At 66.5% G+C, this 20,168-nt stretch carries 21 protein-coding genes and 1 tRNA gene; 14 read left to right on the top strand and 8 right to left on the bottom strand.

All coding sequences use genetic code 11. The annotated features are described in order from the left end of the window. Window positions 1-22: 22 nt before the first annotated feature. Entirely contained in the window at window positions 23-1,639 is a 1,617-nt protein-coding gene (locus K1T73_RS17245) for an NAD(P)H-hydrate dehydratase (protein ID WP_220601883.1), read from the bottom strand. 173 nt (window positions 1,640-1,812) lie between these two features. On the opposite strand from K1T73_RS17245, the gene K1T73_RS17240 reads away from it, so the two are divergent. Together K1T73_RS17240 and glnA are read left to right on the top strand one after the other, a co-directional pair. Next, window positions 1,813-2,151 carry a P-II family nitrogen regulator gene (locus K1T73_RS17240; RefSeq protein WP_220601882.1) on the top strand — a complete coding sequence of 113 codons (339 nt, stop codon included), beginning with the start codon at window positions 1,813-1,815 and terminating at the stop codon, window positions 2,149-2,151. A gap of 91 nt (window positions 2,152-2,242) precedes the next feature. Continuing rightward, window positions 2,243-3,649, top strand: a complete 1,407-nt coding sequence (glnA, locus tag K1T73_RS17235) for a type I glutamate--ammonia ligase (protein ID WP_220601881.1) — start codon at window positions 2,243-2,245, stop codon at window positions 3,647-3,649. Window positions 3,650-3,850: 201 nt separating this feature from the next. Here the strand turns inward: glnA and K1T73_RS17230 are convergent, their stop codons facing one another. Then, window positions 3,851-4,276, bottom strand: a complete 426-nt coding sequence (locus tag K1T73_RS17230) for a hypothetical protein (protein WP_220601880.1) — start codon at window positions 4,274-4,276, stop codon at window positions 3,851-3,853. Between the two features lie 241 nt (window positions 4,277-4,517). Here K1T73_RS17230 and K1T73_RS17225 point away from each other — a divergent pair, with 241 nt between their 5' ends. Together K1T73_RS17225 and K1T73_RS17220 are read left to right on the top strand one after the other, a co-directional pair. After that, window positions 4,518-4,928 carry a hypothetical protein gene (locus K1T73_RS17225; protein ID WP_220601879.1) on the top strand — a complete coding sequence of 137 codons (411 nt, stop codon included), beginning with the start codon at window positions 4,518-4,520 and terminating at the stop codon, window positions 4,926-4,928. A gap of 119 nt (window positions 4,929-5,047) precedes the next feature. Continuing rightward, on the top strand, window positions 5,048-5,869 hold the full coding sequence (locus K1T73_RS17220; RefSeq protein ID WP_220601878.1) for a lytic transglycosylase domain-containing protein: 822 nt from the start codon (window positions 5,048-5,050) through the stop codon (window positions 5,867-5,869). 4 nt (window positions 5,870-5,873) lie between these two features. Here the strand turns inward: K1T73_RS17220 and K1T73_RS17215 are convergent, their stop codons facing one another. Beyond that, the gene (locus K1T73_RS17215; protein WP_220601877.1) at window positions 5,874-6,482 is read right to left on the bottom strand and encodes an SH3 domain-containing protein; all 609 of its coding nucleotides are present in this window, start codon (window positions 6,480-6,482) and stop codon (window positions 5,874-5,876) included. A gap of 35 nt (window positions 6,483-6,517) precedes the next feature. After that, window positions 6,518-7,240 carry a DUF3445 domain-containing protein gene (locus K1T73_RS17210; RefSeq protein WP_220601876.1) on the bottom strand — a complete coding sequence of 241 codons (723 nt, stop codon included), beginning with the start codon at window positions 7,238-7,240 and terminating at the stop codon, window positions 6,518-6,520. A 143-nt stretch (window positions 7,241-7,383) separates the two neighbouring features. On the opposite strand from K1T73_RS17210, the gene dddP reads away from it, so the two are divergent. Then, window positions 7,384-8,733 carry a dimethylsulfonioproprionate lyase DddP gene (dddP, locus tag K1T73_RS17205; RefSeq protein WP_220601875.1) on the top strand — a complete coding sequence of 450 codons (1,350 nt, stop codon included), beginning with the start codon at window positions 7,384-7,386 and terminating at the stop codon, window positions 8,731-8,733. A 9-nt stretch (window positions 8,734-8,742) separates the two neighbouring features. Here the strand turns inward: dddP and K1T73_RS17200 are convergent, their stop codons facing one another. Together K1T73_RS17200 and K1T73_RS17195 are read right to left on the bottom strand one after the other, a co-directional pair. Next, window positions 8,743-9,837 (bottom strand): CsgG/HfaB family protein, encoded by a 1,095-nt coding sequence (locus K1T73_RS17200; RefSeq protein WP_220601874.1) that lies wholly within the window; start codon window positions 9,835-9,837, stop codon window positions 8,743-8,745. Further along, window positions 9,834-10,394, bottom strand: a complete 561-nt coding sequence (locus K1T73_RS17195) for a hypothetical protein (RefSeq protein WP_220601873.1) — start codon at window positions 10,392-10,394, stop codon at window positions 9,834-9,836. The genes K1T73_RS17200 and K1T73_RS17195 overlap by 4 nt, the downstream gene beginning before the upstream one ends. A gap of 398 nt (window positions 10,395-10,792) precedes the next feature. On the opposite strand from K1T73_RS17195, the gene K1T73_RS17190 reads away from it, so the two are divergent. Both K1T73_RS17190 and K1T73_RS17185 read left to right on the top strand, forming a co-directional pair. Then, on the top strand, window positions 10,793-12,004 hold the full coding sequence (locus K1T73_RS17190; RefSeq protein WP_220601872.1) for a bifunctional alpha/beta hydrolase/OsmC family protein: 1,212 nt from the start codon (window positions 10,793-10,795) through the stop codon (window positions 12,002-12,004). A 38-nt stretch (window positions 12,005-12,042) separates the two neighbouring features. Further along, window positions 12,043-12,116: transfer RNA gene (locus tag K1T73_RS17185), tRNA-Gly, on the top strand. Between the two features lie 76 nt (window positions 12,117-12,192). Here K1T73_RS17185 and K1T73_RS17180 read toward each other — a convergent pair. Further along, window positions 12,193-12,681 (bottom strand): peroxiredoxin, encoded by a 489-nt coding sequence (locus K1T73_RS17180; protein WP_220601871.1) that lies wholly within the window; start codon window positions 12,679-12,681, stop codon window positions 12,193-12,195. 86 nt (window positions 12,682-12,767) lie between these two features. Here K1T73_RS17180 and K1T73_RS17175 point away from each other — a divergent pair, with 86 nt between their 5' ends. Next, window positions 12,768-13,979, top strand: a complete 1,212-nt coding sequence (locus K1T73_RS17175) for an NAD(P)/FAD-dependent oxidoreductase (RefSeq protein WP_220601870.1) — start codon at window positions 12,768-12,770, stop codon at window positions 13,977-13,979. Beyond that, the gene (gene rsmD, locus K1T73_RS17170; RefSeq protein WP_220601869.1) at window positions 13,976-14,539 is read left to right on the top strand and encodes a 16S rRNA (guanine(966)-N(2))-methyltransferase RsmD; all 564 of its coding nucleotides are present in this window, start codon (window positions 13,976-13,978) and stop codon (window positions 14,537-14,539) included. The genes K1T73_RS17175 and rsmD overlap by 4 nt, the downstream gene beginning before the upstream one ends. A gap of 15 nt (window positions 14,540-14,554) precedes the next feature. Here the strand turns inward: rsmD and K1T73_RS17165 are convergent, their stop codons facing one another. After that, on the bottom strand, window positions 14,555-15,826 hold the full coding sequence (locus K1T73_RS17165; RefSeq protein WP_220601868.1) for a glycerate kinase: 1,272 nt from the start codon (window positions 15,824-15,826) through the stop codon (window positions 14,555-14,557). Window positions 15,827-15,944: 118 nt separating this feature from the next. On the opposite strand from K1T73_RS17165, the gene crcB reads away from it, so the two are divergent. From crcB to K1T73_RS17140, 5 genes are all read left to right on the top strand, one after another. After that, window positions 15,945-16,322 carry a fluoride efflux transporter CrcB gene (gene crcB / locus K1T73_RS17160; protein ID WP_220601867.1) on the top strand — a complete coding sequence of 126 codons (378 nt, stop codon included), beginning with the start codon at window positions 15,945-15,947 and terminating at the stop codon, window positions 16,320-16,322. Beyond that, the gene (locus tag K1T73_RS17155) at window positions 16,319-17,365 is read left to right on the top strand and encodes an RluA family pseudouridine synthase (protein WP_220601866.1); all 1,047 of its coding nucleotides are present in this window, start codon (window positions 16,319-16,321) and stop codon (window positions 17,363-17,365) included. The genes crcB and K1T73_RS17155 overlap by 4 nt, the downstream gene beginning before the upstream one ends. After that, window positions 17,362-18,048 carry an HAD-IA family hydrolase gene (locus tag K1T73_RS17150; protein ID WP_220601865.1) on the top strand — a complete coding sequence of 229 codons (687 nt, stop codon included), beginning with the start codon at window positions 17,362-17,364 and terminating at the stop codon, window positions 18,046-18,048. The genes K1T73_RS17155 and K1T73_RS17150 overlap by 4 nt, the downstream gene beginning before the upstream one ends. Continuing rightward, the gene (locus tag K1T73_RS17145; RefSeq protein ID WP_220601864.1) at window positions 18,045-18,755 is read left to right on the top strand and encodes an ATP12 family chaperone protein; all 711 of its coding nucleotides are present in this window, start codon (window positions 18,045-18,047) and stop codon (window positions 18,753-18,755) included. Before K1T73_RS17150 ends, K1T73_RS17145 begins: the two co-directional genes overlap by 4 nt. A 298-nt stretch (window positions 18,756-19,053) precedes the next feature. Next, a complete protein-coding gene (locus K1T73_RS17140; protein WP_220601863.1) occupies window positions 19,054-20,073 on the top strand; it encodes an amino acid ABC transporter substrate-binding protein in 1,020 nt (339 codons plus the stop codon). Window positions 20,074-20,168 lie beyond the last annotated feature (95 nt).

Here is a 20,168-nt window from a genome sequence, read left to right as displayed (position 1 = left end):
CGCCTCCCTCAGACCGCTCCGATCACCGCCGAGAGCAAGACGCCCCGCCCTGGACTCCCAAAGCGCGGAACACCTTCGGAAGTTCCTCGGGCAGATCCTCGGCTACGAGACCCGGCCCAAAGGACCGCGCGCATTCCACGTGCAGCCAGGCGGCGCTTTCAGCGGCCTGCATCGGGGCAAACCCGCGTGCGAGCAATCCCGCGATGAACCCCGCCAGCACGTCGCCCGCCCCGGCGGTGGCGAGCCACGGCGCGGCACGATCATAGTTTGCGGAATTGACACTACACATCCCGTCCGGCGCGGCGATCACCGTGTCCGGCCCCTTGAAGAGCACGACGCAACCGGCCCGCTTCGCCGCCTCGCGGGTGGCGTCGATCTTGGAATAGGCGGGGCCTTTCACGGGCGTGGCGTCGAGCCGCTCGGCGATGTCGGGAAAGAGCCGCGCGAATTCGCCGCCATGCGGGGTCAGCACGCAGCGGTCGTGCAGCAAATCGAAAAGCGCGGCCTCCCGCGATAGGGCTGTCAGCGCATCGGCATCGAGCACGCACCCCCCGTCCCGGGCTTGACCCGGGACCTCTTCGCCGGAGGCCCCGGCCCGGGGGCCGGGGCGGGTTTGCCTCAAGGCCACCGGCACCAACTCCCGCGCCCTGTCCACCCCCAACCCCGGCCCGAGGCAGAGCGCGTTGATCCGGTCATCCTCCAGAACGGCGCGCAACCCGTCGGCATCGTCCACGCGGGCGAGCATCACCGCCGTGACTTGCGCCGCCACCTCCTGCTGCGCCGCGCCCGGCACACCCAGCGTCACCAGCCCCGCGCCGATCCTGAGCGCGCCGCGCGCGGCAAGCCGCGCCGCGCCAGTGCGCCCCGGCCCGCCGGACAGGATCAGCGCGTGGCCGCTGGAGTATTTGTGCGCCAAGTCGGCCTTGCCCAACCGGCCCGTTGCCGGCGCCTGAACCAGCCGCGCGGTCGCGCGCCCTTCCGCTCCCTTCAGTCCGATATCGGCCACCACCGTCCGGCCGCATTTGAACGGACCCCAGCCCAGGTAATGCCCGAGTTTCGGGGCATGAAATGACACGGTCAGCGCCGCCAGCACGGTTTCTGTGCCGCGGGCCAATTCGCGCCCGCTGTCGCTGCACAGCCCCGAGGGCATGTCCACGGCCACCGTCTTGGCCTGACTGTCCGGGTCCGATACGCGATCGGCGGCCCAGTCAAGCGCGGCTCCCTCCAAGGGCCGCCCCAGCCCGGTGCCGAACAGCGCGTCAACGAACAAATCGGCCTGATGCGCGAATTTCGGGGCGTATCTCAGGTCATCGACCTCCCCCATCTCCCGCCACCGCTCGTAGTTCACCTTCGCATCCGGCGGCAGCTTCTCGGGATCGCCGTAGAGGAACACGTCCACCTCCCAGCCCCACGCCTTCAAGAGCCGCGCCACGACGAACCCGTCGCCGCCATTGTTGCCCGGACCGCAAAGTATCACCGCGCGATGCGACGTCGCGGCCAGTTCCGGCCATTCCTCGAACACTGCCTCCACCACGCCCCGCCCGGCGCGCTCCATGAGCTCGAGCCCCGTCACCGCGCCCGACTCGATCGCGGCGGTCTCGATGGCCCGCATCTGCGCGGCGGTCAGCAATTCGGTCATGTCTCGTATTCCCTCGCATCTCATCTCTGCCTGAAATTCAGGCGACCTGCACAAATTTTGTGCAGCGTGGCCGGTCAGGCACCATCGCGCCGCATTCGCGACCGCTCTTCGATTGTTCCGGCTCGGGCGACGTGATGCAACACGCGCAACGCACCCGTGACGAGGATTCCCCCATGAAGAAGATCGAAGCCATCATCAAACCCTTCAAGCTCGACGAGGTGAAGGAGGCGCTTCAGGAGGTCGGCGTGCAAGGTCTCAGCGTCATCGAGGTCAAGGGCTTCGGGCGCCAGAAGGGCCATACCGAGCTTTATCGCGGCGCCGAATACGTGGTCGATTTCCTGCCCAAGGTGAAGATCGAGGTCGTGCTCGACGACGATCAGGTGGATGCTGCCATCGAGGCCATCACCGAAGCCGCCCGCACCGACAAGATCGGCGACGGCAAGATCTTCGTGAGCCCCGTCGAACAGGCCATCCGCATCCGCACCGGCGAAACCGGCTCGGACGCCCTGTGATACCCGTCCCGGGCCTGGCCCCGGGATCCCCGCCCATATGGCCCCGGACGAAACCCGGGGCGCGAGATCAGAAACCGAAAGGACCGACCCGATGAGCGCAGACAAACTGCTCGAGACGATCAAGGACGAGGACATCGCCTATGTCGACGTCCGCTTCACCGACCCCCGCGGCAAGCTTCAGCATGTCACGCTCGACGTGGACATGGTCGACGAGGACTTTCTCGAGGAAGGCTTCATGTTCGACGGCTCCTCCATCGCCGGCTGGAAATCCATCGAAGCCTCGGACATGAAACTGATGGTCGACACCGACAGCGCCTATGTCGACCCGTTCTATGCCGAGAAGACGCTGTGCGTGCATTGCACCGTGGTCGAGCCCGACACGGGCGAAGCCTACGACCGCGACCCGCGCGGCACCGCCGAGAAGGCCGAAGCCTATCTCAAGTCGTCGGGCATCGGCGACGACGCCTTCTTCGGACCCGAGGCCGAGTTCTTCATCTTCGATGACGTGCGGTATTCCAACACCATCAACAAGGTGTCCTTCGAACTCGACGCACAGGATGCGTCCTGGAACACCGATACCGAGTACGAGATGGGCAACATGGGCCACCGTCCCGGCGTCAAGGGCGGCTACTTCCCCGTGAACCCCATCGACGACGCGCAGGACCTGCGTTCGGAAATGCTCAGCACGATGAAGCGGCTCGGCATGAAGGTGGACAAGCACCACCACGAAGTCGCCTCGTGCCAGCACGAGTTGGGTCTCATCTTCGGCACGCTGACCAAGCAGGCCGACGAGATGCAGAAGTACAAGTACGTGATCCACAATGTCGCCCATGCCTACGGCAAGTCGGCGACCTTCATGCCCAAGCCGATCTATGGCGACAACGGCACCGGGATGCACGTGAACATGTCGATCTGGAAGGACGGCAAGCCGCTCTTCGCCGGTGACAAGTATGCCGACCTGAGCCAGGAGGCGCTGTGGTTCATCGGTGGCATCCTCAAGCATGCCAAGTCGCTCAACGCCTTCACGAACCCCTCGACCAACAGCTACAAGCGGCTCATCCCGGGCTTCGAGGCCCCGGTGCTGCGGGCCTATTCAGCGCGCAACCGCTCGGGGTGCGTGCGTATCCCGTGGACCGAGTCGCCCAAGGCCAAGCGCGTCGAGGCGCGGTTCCCCGATCCTTCGGCCAACCCCTATCTCTGCTTCTCGGCGCTGCTCATGGCCGGTCTCGACGGGATCAAGGCCAAGACCGATCCGGGCGAGGCGATGGACAAGAACCTCTACGACCTGCCCGCCGAAGAGCTCGAGGGCATCCCCACCGTCTGCGGCTCCCTGCGCGAGGCGATGGACGAACTCAAGGCCGACCACGACTACCTGCTCCGCGGCGACGTGTTCACCAAGGACCAGATCGACAGCTACATCGCGCTCAAGATGGAAGAGGTCGAACGCTACGAACACACGCCGCACCCGGTCGAATTCGGCATGTATTACAGCTGCTGACCTGCCACCCGAACAGGGATCAAGGGGGCGCCTCGCCGGGGCGCCCCTTCCCAGATGTGTTGCACCACCACCACGAACGCGCAGCGCGGATGAAGTGTCAGCATGCAGACGCCCTCGCAGAAATCCGCTAGGGCGTCGTCGTCTCGGATGTCAGGTGTGCGGGACAAAGCGCCAATTCGCTGCGCTTGTACCAAAGTCTACTTAAGTCTTCGGCCAGTCGTAGATTCCGCCGCCGACAGCCATCTGCGGGTCTTCCTTGAAATCGTCCAAAAAGAAGTCGTGCTCTTTCAACATACCTAGAAGCACTTCATCGTGTTCAGCGACTTCCGCCTCGGTCGTAACCGATGAAACCGACAAGTGTTGTACATGTGTGCTGACAGGCTCCCAATCAAATTCATCCTCGATTCTGCCCGCTCTAATGGCGGCATTCATGAGGGTCTTGTCCAATTTCTCGTCAGAAATTCGCAAGTGCTCAATTGCCATCTCTTCGCTCTGTGCGACCACCGCTTCAAAGACTCTGAAAGAAGCTTTCGTTTCCAGATTGAACCTCTCACTTTCGATGACCCACCATTTCAAGTTGCCCTCTAGAGACGGCATTGCCTTTGATCGCCGGCCAAATCCAAACATGCACTAAGTCTCCCTTTGCCTTGCCCTCGCCTGATAGCAGACATTGCGGCCGCGTGCAGCATTAGCCACTCTGGGCTCGAAACGGCCACCACCCCATGTTCAGCGCGGGCTGATCCGCACCCACATCCGACAAAGGACCTACTCGCACGGGCGCCTCCTTTTCCTGCCGACCCCTCCGGCCCGACCGCAAGGAACCATCCTGACCTCCCCGCATTGACAGCAGGAATGACAGGAGGACCCCATGCCCGTTTTCACAGCCGCCCTGCGCCCGCTCGCCCCTGCGTTGACCACGCTCCTGCTCGCCTCACCCGCAATCGGCGCGACCGAGGGCGACCGTCAGGACACGCGGGTCAATGAAGAAGCGTGGGAGACGCGCTTCATCGGCCGATATGGCGCGGACGACGGATCCTGCGACGACGAGGCGGCGGATGTCTGGGTGCTGAGCGCGTTTGCCGTCGATGCGGGCTCCGTGCGCTGTCAGGACATCGGCAAGATGACGTGGTCCGATGACGGGCTGGTCGTTCCGCTCTCGGCCTGCCGCGACGGCGCGATCGAGGTCGAGGATCGCGAGATCATCTTCAACGACGCGGGCGAGGACGAAATCACCGCGACCACTCCCGAGGGCAAGGTCAGCCTGCGCCGCTGCAAGTGACAATCGCCCGACCGCGATGCCGGTGCCGCGGCCCGGGATCGCGCCCTGCCTCATGCAGGCTAGGCAGATACACGCGGCACCGCTACACTCGAACCCGACATTTCAGATGGATGATTGCCATGTTTCGTATCCTTTCCCTTCCGACCGCGCTGATCGCGGGCCTCATGCTGACGACGCAAGCACAGGCGCAATGCATCAAGCAGACCGGGGCCTTCCCGCAATACAAGCAGCATCTCGGGCAAAAGGCCCGTGCCTCGGGCGTCGGGCAGCGCGGCCTCCAGGCACTTGGTGCGGCGCAGCTTTCGGGGATCACGTGGCGGTTCGAGTCGAACCCGTCGAGCCAGACCGGCGTTGCACAGGGTGATCCGGCGCGCTTCCTCGCGAAGCGCTCCGGCACCTCGGCGCAGAACTTCATCGCACAGGTCCGCAACCGCATCGCGCGCAATCCCAACACCTTCCGCTCGATCGAGGCGCGCTACGGCGTCCCGGCAAGCGTGCTCGCGACGATCTGGGGCCTCGAGACGAGCTGGGGCGGCTATCTCGGCAAGACACCCGTGGTGAGCGGCGCGGTCACGCTCTCCTCCTATTGCCGCCGCTATCCCCGCTTCGAACCGCACGCGATCGCGGCGCTCAAGCTCGTCGATCGCGGCACGATCACAAGCGGAACCCGCGGCGGCCCCTCGGGCGAGTTGGGACACATGCAGTTCCTCGCGGGTAACTGGCTCAGATACGGGGTCGACGGTGACGGCAACGGTCGCGCCGATCCCTACAGCGCGGCGGATGCGCTCGCCTCGGCGGCCAATATGCTGCGCGCCCATGGCTGGCAGCCGGGGCAGCCCTTCGGCCAGGGAACGCGCAACTTCCAGGTCCTTTCCGCGTGGAACGACAGCGGCAACTACCAGCGCGCGATCGCTTATGCCGCCGAGCGGGTGGGCGGCTGAGCCTTCAGTCGCAGGTTTCGGCCAACCCCGCGACACCGCCCTCGGGCGCGCAGAGGATACCGCCCCAGACGAACCCATCGCGCCCGTTCGGCAGGGTCACGCGAAACCACGGATGACCGTCGAGCATCGCGTCGGTTCTCTCCACCAGGGTGATCTCCGTTCCCCGCGTCAGCCGCCCGATCTTGTCATGCTGCGTGCCGGGGCCCGTGCGCACGTTCCCGCCAAGCGCCATCGCCGGGCCGCTCACCTCGCCGGGCTCGTCCGCGGCACCGTCCGCCTCGTCCTCCCCGGCCTCGTAGATCACGCAGGTTGCCTCCAGTTCGCCGTCGCTCAGCGTCGCGACTTCGCCCTCGCCCCGGAACTCCAGTCCCTCTCCGCGATAGAGGAACCCCGACCCCGCGACCGCGCGCTCGAGCACGATCTCCCCGCTCCGCGCGCCCCCGACGTTCAGCACGTAGACCGCGACCGCCCTGTCCGGCTCATCGCCCGCCAGCGTGACGCGATAGGCCCCGTCGCCCATCGCCGTGCAGCGGTAATCCGCGCGCTCCGCCGCCGCGGCGGAAAAGGCGACCGGCGCGAGCGCCAGCGCGATGAAACAGTCTCGAAACCGCATGATTACCTCCGTTCGTCCAGTTCGCGCGCCGGGCTTCACGGCTCCGCCCGCGTCACCCAGGTATGGATCGAGAACACCACCGCCCCGGTCTCGGGCAGGCGCAGCACGCATTGCCGCTCGGACCGCAGGTAGGGCGGCGGCCCCTCGGGCAACGGCGCCTTGCCGCCCGGCTGGTGAAGCTCGGGCGTGGCGTAGTGTAACAGGTTTTGCCGCACGAGTGGCCGCCCCGCCCGCACCCCGTCGAAAAGCCGCTGGACCCGCCGCGCGATATCGGCGTCATACTCGGCCACCGGTGCGTGAATCGCCACCAATGGCCGCCCGATCTTGTCCGCCAGCCGCCAGCTTGACGGAAAGCAGAGGACACCGCCCACCAGCACATGCTCGGCGCCTTGCTTGCGAAGGATGCAGAAATCTTCCTGCACCAGCCGCCCCAGCGTGCCGAGCGGGTCGCTCTCGTCCACTTGCACCGTCACACCATCGGGCCGCGTCACCCGCGCGTGCTCCACGGCATAGCCCGGATGCTCCGACAACTGCCCGAGCACCACGCGCAGCAACTCGTCCGCCGCCGCCCGCCCCTCGGAAAGCAAGTCGATCACCACGTCCCGCCGTTCGGACACCAGCCGCTCGCGCAGCGCCATCTGCGCGGCGAAGGCCTCGTCGGTGACGATCCAGTCTGCCATCGCCACGGGGCTCACGCCGGGAAGGCGCGGGCGATCCCGCGCCTCGGCGGGCAGGGCATCTTGCAGGATCTCGGGCATGGCTTCCCCTTCGCGTCGCCTCTCCTCGGCCAAGATGTAGCGGCCTCCGCGCCGGTGCGAAAGCCACGACCGCGCATGTCGGTTTTTGACAAGCCGGCGCCGCCCCGGCCCGACATCCTTGACCCGAAGGGGGAGGGACCGAGATGAACCGACATTACCGCGATACGCGCAAGATCGACCCGACCCGTGGCGCCACGCTGGGCGACATGACCCCGAACGACAGTGACCGGATCGAGATCGGCCCGACACGGCTCGCCTTCTCCGAATGGGCCGAAGCCGGTCTCGCGCTGCCCGACCTGCCGCGCATGCGCGAATACCGCTGGAACCGCCTCACGCGGGCCATCGTGGAACGCGACTACGGCGCGGTGCTGCTCTTCGATCCGCTCAACATCCGCTACGCCACCGATTCCACCAACATGCAGCTCTGGAACACGCACAACCCTTTCCGTGCCGTGCTGCTTTGCGCCGATGGCTACATGGTGATCTGGGATTACAAGAACTCGCCCTTCCTCTCGACGTTCAATCCCCTGGTGCGCGAACAACGCTCGGGCGCGGACCTCTTCTACTTCGATCGCGGCGACAAGGTGGACGTGGCGGCCGACGTCTTCTCGAACGAGGTGCGCGCGCTCGTGGCCGACCACGGCGGTGGCAACATGCGCCTTGCGGTGGACAAGATCATGCTGCACGGCCTGCGCGCGCTCGAGGCGCAGGGTTTCGAGATCATGGAAGGCGAGGAACTGACCGAGAAGACCCGCGCGATCAAGGGCCCCGACGAGATCGCCGCGATGCGCTGCGCAAGCCACGCCTGCGAAACCTCCCTTGCCGCGATGGAGGCTTACGCCCGCGAAATGGTTCCGCGCGGCAACACCTCCGAGGATGACATCTGGGCCGTGCTTCACGCCGAGAACATCCGCCGCGGTGGCGAGTGGATCGAGACACGCCTTCTGGCCTCCGGCCCCCGCACGAACCCCTGGTTCCAGGAATGCGGCCCCCGCATCGTGCAGAACAACGAGATCATCGCCTTCGACACCGATCTCATCGGCAGCTACGGCATCTGCGTCGACATCTCGCGCACCTGGTGGGTGGGTGACGAGGCCCCGCGCCCCGACATGGTCTATGCGATGCAGCACGCGCATGACCACATCATGACCAACATGGAAATGCTGAAGCCCGGCGTGACGATCCCCGAATTGACGGCCAACGCGCACCGTCTGGACGAAGAATTCCAGGCGCAGAAATACGGCTGCCTGATGCATGGCGTGGGCCTATGCGACGAATGGCCCCTCGTGGCCTATCCCGACCAGGCCGTGCCGGGCGCCTTCGACTACGCGCTCGAGCCGGGCATGGTGCTCTGCGTCGAGGCGGCGGTCGGCGCGGTGGGCGGCGATTTCTCGATCAAGCTCGAGGACCAGGTTCTCATCACCGAAAACGGGTATGAGAACCTGACACGCTATCCCTTCGATCCCGCGCTGATGGGACAGGTTCCGGCCTAGAACGGGGCGTCAGGCCCCGTCCGGCACCATGTCGTAGAACCCCACCGACTGCACCTCGTAGCTGTCGATATCCGCCGTGTTCGGTGTCACCACGAACTCCATCGCCAGCGATATCTTCGGGCTCTCGAGGTCCTTGGCGCCCTGCATGAGGAAGTTGAGCTGGCTGACCTTGCCGGGCTGGACCGTGGTGGCATATTGCGGGCTGCTGGTATTGCAGTAATGCAGCGCGCTGGCGCTGTAGCATGTCCGGATACCGGACCAGTTGTCCTTGTATTCCATGAAGCCGCCCGCACCATCCGCCACCGACAACGTCTTCGGCACGAAGGACAGGCCGATCGGGTTCTCGGAGGTGTTCTTGAACCTCATGGAAACGCTCATTTCGCCCTTGGATTTCGAATAGACCAGGCTCGACACCTCCGCCTCGTAGACATCCGACGAGAACCTCCGCGACGGCTCGGCCAGGCCCTGTGCCTGTCCTCCGCCTGCGGCGCCGCCGGTATCGACCACGACAACCTGCGTGCCGCCGGCGCCGGTCCCGGTGCCCGCATCGTCCGCCTCCGGGCTGAAGCCGCATTGCGCACGGCTGCGCGTCGCCATCATGTTCGCCACGCTCCCGACGCTGGGAAAGCTCGACCGCGCCGTGGCGAAGAGACGCCCGTTTTCGGTGCTGATCAACCGCGCCTGCATCTTCACCTGTTCGCCGAACTGGATCAGCGATCCTGTCACGATCGCGTCCACACCCTCGATCTCGCCCAGTTGCTTGGCCGCGTCCGGCGCGATCGTTCCGTCAAAGACAAGCTCCATCTCGCGAAAGATCGCGCTGAGCTGTGACCGCTCGATGATGTTGATCTTGCCCTCGCCCGCGTTGAACAGGCTGTCCACGATGAACTCGGTCACGTAATTCGACAGTTCCGAACACGTGCCATCGCCATGTGTGAAGGTGGATATGCCGATGGTCGGCGGCTCGTCGGCCTGGGTCCGGGTGACGATCTGCGCGGCCACCTCCTCGAGGCTGCCATCCACGGTGCCGGCCGCCTGCGCAGGGGCGAGGCACCACGCGCCTGCCACCAGCGACCAGATCAATTTCTTCGCAAGTGCCGTCATTTGCTTTCCAATCCGCTGCATGAATACTCCAATCCCTGTTCGCCCATCGCTCGCCCGAGGCCGCTTGCCACGCCCTCCAGCGCCCGCGCCTCACGCGCAGGGCCTTTCCCCGAACCGGCAAGATCGACGACCGCGATCGCCTCCTCCGCCCGCAAGGTCGCCGTCACCCCGACATAGAGGCTGTCGAAACCCGATGTTGCGTCGGCGGCCTCGGTAAAACGCGGATCGACACTCAACTCGGTCAGCGTGACCCCCGTGCAGCCCAACCGCTCCAGCTCGAGCCGAAGCCGCTTTGCCACGCGCGCCGCGAAAGGATCGGCCGGCGCGAACACCACGTCCTGCTGCGGCGTGGTCGGGGTGGGCGCGGACGGCACCACATCTGCCGACGTGATCACCACCGACTTTTCCGTCTCCGGCGTGGTCGGCTCGACCTTCTCGGGCGTGCTGCTGCCGGTGGCCCGCCATCGGTCCATCAGCCCGACCCCATCGTAAATCGCGCCCAGCACCGCTCCGCCGAAAATGGTCGCAGTCACGATTTTTGCCGACCGGCCCGCCAAAGGGACATTCTCCGAAAATGACTTTGCCTCAGCCTACAGGCCGTTTCGCCATCCGGTCCAGCGTCAATCCGGTGCCGCGAGCGTGCCCGCAGCGCCCGATCGACCGTGCGCACCGTTAATCCTGCCCACCGGAGCCATTTGCACCGACGCAATACCGACGTGGATACCGACGTAGATACCGACGTTGCGAACGCACCCCGAAACCCAGCGTTAACAGGTGATTCGCGCCTCCTGTCCGCGCCCACCCCGCCGCACTCCCCGCACCGTTCTTCACGTTCTCTTAATGTCTCACCGTGCCCCTCGGGCCTCACCATGCCGTGAACCGGCCCGATGCGGCTGGTCTCCAGGCGGCGGGCTTCCTACCTTTCCTGCATCATCCCCAGGGAGGAGCCCACGCCATGCCCACCGAACGTTTCACCTTCACCGGCCATGACGGGCACGACCTGTCTGCGCGGCTCGACCTGCCCGACGGCCCGCACCTGGCGACCGCGCTCTTCGCGCATTGCTTCACCTGCTCCAAGGACATCCCCGCCGCGCGGCGCATCTCGGCCCGGCTTGCCGGGGCGGGCATCGCCGTCCTGCGCTTCGACTTCACCGGTCTCGGCCATTCCGGCGGCGAGTTCGAGAACACGACCTTCACCTCCAACATCCACGACCTGCGCCGCGCCGCCGAGGCGCTGACGGATCGCGGCATGGCTCCCGGCCTGCTCATCGGGCATTCGCTGGGCGGCGCCGCGGCCCTGGCAACCGCGCGCAGCATCGACAGCGTGCGCGCCGTCGTCACCATCGGTGCGCCCTTCGATCCCGACCACGTTACCCGCAATTTCGGAGATGCCCTTTCGACCATCGACCGCGACGGCGTGGCCGAGGTCGATCTCGGCGGCCGCCCCATCCGCATCGGCAGGGATTTCGTCGAGGACGTGAAGGCCGAAACCCTCAGCGGCGAAATCGCCAACCTGCGCAAGGCGCTGCTCATATTGCACGCCCCCCGCGACGCCATCGTCGGCATCGACAACGCCAGCGAGATTTTCCGTGCCGCCAAGCATCCCAAGAGCTTCGTGACCCTCGACGACGCCGATCATCTCATCACCCGCCCCCGCGATGCCGAATACGCCGCAGAGGTGATCGCAGCATGGGCCGCGCGTTATCTCGATCTTGCGCCGCCCGCGCCCCCTCCGGGCGCCCCCGAGGGCATCGTCCGCGTATCCGAGGCCGACCCCGACGGGTTCCTGCAGGACATCAACGCGGGCCCGCATCATCACGTCCTCGCAGACGAGCCGCGCAGCTATGGCGGCACCGACCGGGGCATGTCACCCTACGGGTTTCTCGCGGCGGGTCTCGGGGCCTGCACCTCGATGACGATACGCATGTATGCCCGCCGCAAGAAATGGCCGCTCGACCATGTGCGCGTCGATGTCTGTCACGACAAGGTGCATGCGCAGGACGCCGAGATGTCGGACGATGCCAAGATCGACAGGTTCGTGCGCACCATCACGCTCGAGGGCGATCTGGATGCGGATCAACGCGCGCGGCTCATGGAGATCGCCGACCGCTGCCCGGTCCATAAAACGCTCGAGAAAACCTCGCAGATCGAGACACGGGCGGGTTGACGCGCGGGCGCGCATCTCTTACGTGACGGGATGCCCGGGCGGGTATGGTGAAATGGTATCATAAGAGCCTTCCAAGCTTAAGGTGCGGGTTCGATTCCCGCTACCCGCTCCAGGATCTCCCGGTCTTCCAGAGAAACGAAAAGACCGCCCGAAGGCGGTCTCGTCTCAAGAGCCTCCGGCCGCTCCCGTCAGAGCTTGCCGAGGATCGAATCGCCCGATGACAGATCGCACTGACCGGGGTTTTCCTCTTCCTCGAGGGCGGTGATGGTGCCGTCCTCGACGATCATCGCGTAGCGCTTCGACCGGTCGATCAGGCCCGCGGGTCGCCCGGTGAAATCCATTCCCATCGCCTTGGTGAATTCCGACTCGGCGTCCGAAAGCATGGTGATCCCTGCCTCGGTCGCGCCCGTGATCTCTCCCCACGCGCCCATCACGAAGGGATCGTTAACCGACACGCAGATAACCTCGTCCACGCCCTTCCCGCGAATCTCGTCCATGTTCTTCACGAAACTCGGCATATGCGCATTGTGACACACGCCGGTGAACGCCCCCGGCACGGCAAAGATCACGAGCTTGCGGCCCTTGGCCAGCTCGCCCAGGTCCACCTGTTCGGGCCCTTCCGCGCCGAGCTTGAGAAGCGTGGTTTCGGGTATCCTGTCGCCGGTCGAGATGCTCATGGTCGGTTCCTGTCTGGTTCTCGTGTGATCTTTCCCGCATATATAGATCGCGTCCACGCGCGTGACCATGACAATCGGGAGGGGACATGTCGGATATCGTCGTGATCGGGGCAGGGCAGGCGGGATCGTCGCTCGTGGCCAAGTTGCGCAACCTGGGCTTCGAAGGGTCCATCACGCTCATCGGCTCCGAGCCGGTGCCACCCTATCAGCGCCCGCCGCTGTCCAAGAAATACCTGCTGGGCGAGATGGAGCTTGAACGGCTCTATCTCCGCCCCGAGAGCTTCTATGCCGATCAGGGGATCGACCTGCGGCTCGACGCCACCGTCACCGCCATCGACCGTGATGCGCATGAGATCGTGATGGGCGAGGAACGGCTGCCCTACAAGCAACTCGTGCTCACCACCGGCTCCGCGCCGCGCCGGCTCCCGGCCGCGATCGGCGGCACGCTCGGTGGCGTCTACACCGTGCGCGATCTGCATGACGTGGACACGATGGCGCCCGAGTTCCAGGAGGGCGCGCATGTGCTTATCGTCGGCGGCGGCTATATCGGGCTCGAGGCCGCGGCGGTCGCGCGCTCGCGCGGACTCAAGGTCACGCTGGTCGAGATGGCCGACCGCATCCTGCAACGCGTCGCGGCGCCCGAAACCTCCGACTTCTTCCGCAAGCTGCACGGCGACCACGGCGTCACCATCCGCGAGGCCGTGGGTCTCGAGACGCTCCTCGGCGAGGACCGCGTCACCGGCGCGCGCCTCAGCGACGGAAGCGAGATCGACGTCGATTTCGTCATCGTGGGCGTGGGTATCGCCCCCGAGACCGCTCTGGCCGAGGCCGCGGGGCTCGAGATCGACAACGGCATCGCCGCCGACGCGCAGGGGCGTACCTCCGATCCCGACATCTGGACCGCCGGAGATTGCGCCTCCTTCCCCTGGCGTGGCGGGCGGCTTCGGCTGGAAAGCGTGCCCAATGCCATCGACATGGCCGAATGCGTGGCCGAGAACATCATGGGCGCCGGCAAGGATTACGTGCCGCAGCCGTGGTTCTGGTCCGACCAGTATGACGTCAAACTCCAGATCGCCGGGCTCAATGCCGGGTATGACCGGATCGTGACCCGACCGGGCGGTGACGGTCACGGTGTCTCGTTCTGGTATTATCGTGACGGTGAGCTCGTGGCGGTGGACGCGATGAACGATCCGCGCGCCTACATGGTCGGCAAGCGACTGATAGACAACGGAAAATCTGCCGACCCGGATGCCGTGGCCGACCCGGAAACCGACCTCAAGGCGCTGCTCAAGGCGTGAGGATCATCGCCGGAGATTTCCGGGGCCGGCGCCTCGCCAGCCTCGGCAAGGGCGACAGCGCCGCGCAGCTTCGGCCCACGGCCGACCGGGTGCGCGAAAGCCTGTTCAGCGCGCTCCAGGCCGGCTACAACGATCCCGTCACCGGCGCGACCGTGCTCGATCTCTTCGCCGGCACCGGCGCGCTCGGGCTCGAGGCACTGTCGCGCGGAGCGTCGCAGGTGACATTCGTCGAAAGCGGCCGCGTGGCACAGGGGCTCATCGCGCAGAACATCGCGCTTTGCCGGGCCGAGGACCGCACCCGCCTCCTGCGCCGCGACGCGCGGCGGCTCGGACGGAACGACGGGCCCAAGGCCGATCTTGTGTTTCTCGATCCGCCCTACGGCAAGGGGCTGGGTGAGGTGGCGCTCACCAACGCGATGGCGGGGGAGTGGCTCGCTCCCGGCGCCCTCATCGTCTGGGAGGAAGGCGCGACGATCGCTCCACCGGAGGGGGTTCGCCTTGACCATACGCGCCAGTATGGAGACACCGCCATCTCGATCCTGAGACTGGTCGCACCTTGAGGGCCCACCCCGCTTTCAGGCAGGCGGAAGGACGAGTATCGCTCGGAAATCATTGACATTTGTCAGCGTCGGTCCCGTCACCACCTGCGCGCCGATCGCATCGAAGAAGCGGTGCGCGTCGTTGCGGGCCAGCGCCTCTTCTGCGTCGATCCCCTGGTCTCGCGCAGCGCCCAGCGTGTGGGGTCCGATCACCGCTCCCGCCACCTCGGCCGCGCCATCCACGCCATCGGTATCACAGGCGATCGCATGGATGCCCTCCGCCCCGTCCAGCGCCAGCGCGAGCGCCAGCGCGAATTCCGCGTTGGGGCCGCCGATGCCGTCACCCCGCCGCGTGACGGTCAGTTCCCCACCGGACAGCAGGAGCTTCGGCGCCGCGTTCCGCGTCATCTCGGCGCGCGTCCGTCGCGCCAGATCGGCTTGGGCCCGCGCCACCTCCCGCGCCTCGCCCTCGAGCGCATCGCCGAGCATCACCGCCTCGACGCCGCGCTCCTCCGCCATCCGCGCCGCGGCCGCAAGCGACTGCGACGGTGCGGCGTAGAGGATGTTCTCGACCTTCTCCAACCGCGCATCGCCCGGTGCCACGACGCCGGTTTCACCCGCCAGGACCGCGCGCACACTGGCCGGCATGTCGATCCCGTACCGCTCGAGGATCGCGCGGGCCTCCGCGGCGGTGCTCTCGCATCCCACGGTCGGCCCCGACCCGATCATCGCCGGGTCGTCGCCGGGCACGTCCGAGATCAGGAGCGCGACCATCTCCGCCGGATGCGCCGCCGCGGCAAGCTGCCCACCCTTCACTCGGCTCAGGTGCTTGCGCACCACGTTCATCGCCCCGATCGGTGCCCCGGAGGACAGAAGCGACTGATTCACCGACTGTTTTTCCGCCAGCGTGATCCGCCCTGCCGGACAGGTCAGCAGCGCCGAGGCCCCGCCCGAGATGAGGGCGAGCACCGTGTCGCCCTCACCCAGTGTTTCCAGCAACTCCAGCATCCGGGCCGTGGCCGCCGCGCCGGCCTCGTCGGGAACCGGATGCGCGGCCTCGACGATCTCGATGCGCTCGCAGGGCCGCGCATACCCATAGCGCGTGATGACCAACCCCTCGCACGGCCCCCAGGCCGCCTCTACCGCCTCGGCCATCCGGGCCGACGCCTTGCCCGCCCCCACGACCACCAACCGCCCCTCGGGCTTCTGCGGCAGGGCGGCGGCGAGGCTCTGCATCGGGTCGGCCACCTCGACCGCCCGGTCGAAAAGCGCCCGCAGGAACTCGGGAATGTCGCTGATCTCGGTCATGAAGCGCCGCCCCTTTCAACAAGCCATGTTGGCGCTATCACCAACAGGGGCGCCACCTGTCAAGGGGTCTGATCCGCCCAGCTTGACAAAGCCGTGCCCCCGCGCGATGGACGCGCGCATGATCATGTCCTTCCTTCAGGTCGCCTTGGGCGGCGCGATCGGCGCGGCGCTTCGCTACGGCGCGGGCCTCGCTCTGGTGCGGCACGTCCAGTCGGGCTTTCCCGTCGCCATCCTGTCGGTCAACGTGCTGGGCTCGTTTCTCATGGGGCTCTTCGTGGTCTGGTCCGTTCTGCGCGGGGTGGCGCATTGGAACCTGTTCGTGATGACCGGCATCCTCGGCGGCTTCACGACCTTTTCGGCCTTCTCGCTCGAGGCGGTGATGCTGCTCGAGCGCGGGCACTGGGGCAGTGCCCTGCTCTATATCGGCCTTTCCGTCATCCTCTCCATCGCCGCGCTCGCGGCGGGGGCGGCACTGGCGCGCGGGGTCTGGGCATGAGCGGAGTGCGCACGCTCACCATCGGCGCCGAAGACGCCGACCAGCGGCTCGACCGCTGGCTCAGGCGGATGTTTCCGCATCTGGGGCAGGGCCGTATCGAGAAGATGTGCCGCAAGGGAGAGTTGCGTATCGACGGCGGGCGCGTCAAACCCGCGACACGGCTCGAGGCGGGCCAGACGGTGCGCATCCCCCCCATTCCCGACCCCGAGGCCGAGCCCCGGCCCCTCACCCCGCGCGTGAGCGATGCCGATGCCCGCATGATCCGCGAGGCGGTGATCTATCGCGACGATCATGTCATCGCCCTCAACAAGCCGCCGGGCCTGCCGGTGCAGGGCGGGTCAAAGCAGACGCGGCACGTGGATGGCCTCGCCGCCGCGCTGCGTTTCGGTCTCGAGGAAAGCCCGCGCCTGGTCCACCGGCTCGACAAGGATACCTCGGGCGTGCTGCTTCTCGCCCGGTCGCGCTCGGTCGCGTCGAAGCTCACCGCCGCGTTCCGCCACCGCGCCACGCGCAAGATCTACTGGGCCGCCGTCGCGGGCGTGCCGCAACCTCGGATGGGCACGATAAAATACGGCCTGATCAAGGCGCCGGGCCACGGCAAGGGTGGCGAGGGCGAGAAGATGCTCTGCCTGCATCCCCGCGCGGTGGACGAGACCCCCGGCGCGAAGCATGCCACCACGGACTACGCGGTGCTCGAGAACGCGGGTCAGCGCACGGCCTGGGTCGCGCTCGTGCCGGTAACGGGCCGCACCCACCAGCTTCGTGCGCACATGGCCGAACTGGGCCATCCCATCATCGGCGACGGGAAATACGGCGGCTCGGGGCAGGAAAACCTCGGTGACGGCTGGGGCGCGCAGCTTGGCGGAGACGTGAGCCGCAAGCTTCACCTTCACGCCCGCTCGCTCACGATCAAGCATCCGGTGACGCGTGCCACGCTGCATCTCACCGCGCCCATGCCCGAGCACATGCTGCGAACATGGGACCTGTTTCAGTGGCAGGCCGACGAGGTCCCGGAGGATCCGTTCGAGGAGCCTCAGCCATGAAAGATGCGCGGCTCCGACTGGTCATCTTCGACGTCGACGGCACCCTGGTCGACAGCCAGGCCGACATCCTTTCGGCCATGTCCGCCGCTTTCGCGGGCGAACGCCTCCCGATGCCGCACCGCGAGCAGGTTCTGGGAATCGTCGGCCTCTCGCTTCCCGAGGCGATGCTGCGCCTGGCGCCCGACCGGGACGAGGCTGTGCGGGCGCGGATGGTCGCGGGTTACAAGGATGCCTACATGACGCTGCGTGCCCGCTCCGGCGTGGCGCAATCCTCGCCTTTCTATCCCGGTGCGCGCGCCATTCTCGACCGATTGGGCGCGGTGCCGGACGTCCTGCTCGGCGTTGCGACGGGAAAATCGCAGCGCGGACTCGACAAGCTGATCGAGGGGCACGGCCTCCAGGGTGTCTTCGTCACGCGGCAGGTGGCCGATCATCACCCGTCCAAACCGCATCCCGCGATGATCGAGGCCGCGCTATCTGAAACCGGTGTCGACGCGCAGGATGCGGTGATGGTGGGCGATACGGTCTACGATCTCGACATGGCGCGCGCGGCGGGCGTGACGGCGATCGCGGTCAGCTGGGGGTATCATCCGCCCGACACCCTGCGCCATGCCGACGCGGTCATAGACGCGTTCGATGCCCTTCCGGGCGTGTTGAACACGATGTGGGGAACGGTGATATGAGCGAATGGAAGGCGCGGCGTTTCTGGGACGCCGCCACCGTCGAGAAGGCCGATCAGGGGCACACCGTCCACCTGGATGGGCGTCCCGTGCGCACGCCGGCCAAACGCCCCCTCGTGGTGCCGACCGAGGCGCTGGCGCGCGAGATCGCCGCGGAATGGGACGCGCAGGAGGGCGTGATCGACCCACGCGCGATGCCCTTCACCCAAAGCGCCAACGCCGCGATCGACAAGGTCGCGGTCCAGAAGGACGAGGTTGCCGACATGATCGCCGCCTATGGGGAAAGCGATCTGCTGTGCTACCGCGCCGAGGCGCCCGCCGAACTCGCAGCCCGGCAGGCCGCGGAATGGACGCCGTATCTCGATTGGGCCGAATCGGACCTGTCAGCCCCGCTGATCGCCGTGAACGGGGTCATGCCCCACCCGCAAGATCCCCGCGCGGTCAGGGCGCTGCGCGAAAGGGTCAGGGCGCAGGATATCTTCGCCCTCACGGCGCTTCACGATCTGGTCAGCCTCTCCGGCTCGCTGATCCTCGGACTTGCGGCGCAAATGGGCCGTGCCGCGCCCGAGGAGCTTTGGCGCGTGTCGCGCGTGGACGAGGACTGGCAGCGCGAGCAATGGGGCGACGACGAGGAGGCCGCGGCCCTCGCGGCGCGGAAGAAGGCGGCGTTTCTGCATGCGGCCCGGTTCTTTGTCCTCTCCCGCGACTGATCGGACCGCCTCGCGGCGCCTGCCAACCTTACCCTGCGTTACCTTGCTCGTCGCGGCGGATCGGGCCGAAAACGGGCGGCCGGCCAAGCCTCGCTTTTCCCCGTTCATTCACAAGGTCTTGGATAAACTGCTGCGTCAAAACATGGATTTTCGTTATGCGGCCCTTGACCTTTCGCGATGAATCCATCCAAACTCGGGCGCGCTGGGGGCGACTGCGCCTCCGTGTTTCGTTCCGGTCCGTGAATGGCCGGGGTAAAAACGCCTTTGGGAGAGGGCGAAAAATCAGGAAGAGGTAATCATGAAAAAATCCGTATTTCTTGGTGCGCTGACGGTTGCCGGCCTTGCCGCCGGTGCATCGGCGGCCGCGACACTTGACGACGTCAAGGCGCGCGGCAAGCTGAACTGTGGCGTCACCACCGGGCTTGTCGGCTTTGCCGCACCGGATGAAAACGGCCGCTGGGAAGGCTTCGACGTCGGCCTGTGCCGCGCCGTGGCCGCCGCCGTTCTGGGCGATCCCGACGCCGTCGAATTCGTGCCGACCACCGGCAAGACCCGCTTCACGGCACTTGCCTCGGGCGAGATCGACATGCTGGCGCGCAACACCACGTGGACCTTCTCGCGTGACAACGACCTGAAGTTCGACTTCGTCGGCATCAACTACTACGACGGCCAGGGCTTCATGGTTCCCAAGAGCCTGGGCGTCAGCTCGGCCAAGGAACTCGACGGCGCGACCGTCTGCATCCAGACCGGCACGACGACCGAGCTGAACCTCGCGGACTACTTCCGCGCCAACAACATCAGCTATGAGCCGGTGCCGATCGAGACCAACGCCGAAGGTCAGCAGCAGTACATCGCGGGCGCCTGCGACGCTTACACGACCGACGCTTCGGGTCTGGCCGCGACGCGTGCCGCGTTCGAAAACCCCGGCGATCACGTGATCCTGCCGGAAATCGTCTCGAAAGAGCCGCTCGGCCCGCTCGTCCGTCACGGCGACAACGAATGGGGTGACGTGGTCCGCTGGACCCTGAACGCCCTGATCGCCGCCGAAGAATACGGCGTGACCTCGGCCAATGTGGGCGACATGTCGGCCCAGGCCGGCGACAATCCGGAAGTCAACCGTCTGCTCGGCACCGAGGGCAACCTGGGCGAGATGATCGGTCTCGACAAGGACTGGGCCAAGCGCGCCATCATGGCGGGCGGCAACTACGGCGAACTGTTCGAGAAGAACATCGGTGAGAACACGCCGATCGGCCTCGCGCGCGGTCTGAACGCGCAGTGGACCGATGGCGGTCTCCTCTACTCGCCCCCGTTCCGCTAAGACCAATACCGAGGGCGCGGCAATCGTCGCGCCCTCGGCTCTCGCAGAGACCAATAATACCGGACCCGCTGCACTCTCGGGCGCAGGAAAAACAA

Source organism: Roseovarius sp. SCSIO 43702 (assembly GCF_019599045.1).
Lineage (GTDB): Bacteria > Pseudomonadota > Alphaproteobacteria > Rhodobacterales > Rhodobacteraceae > Roseovarius.
Note: the sequence above shows the minus strand (reverse complement) of the source record. Positions and strands in the feature narration are given on the sequence as shown.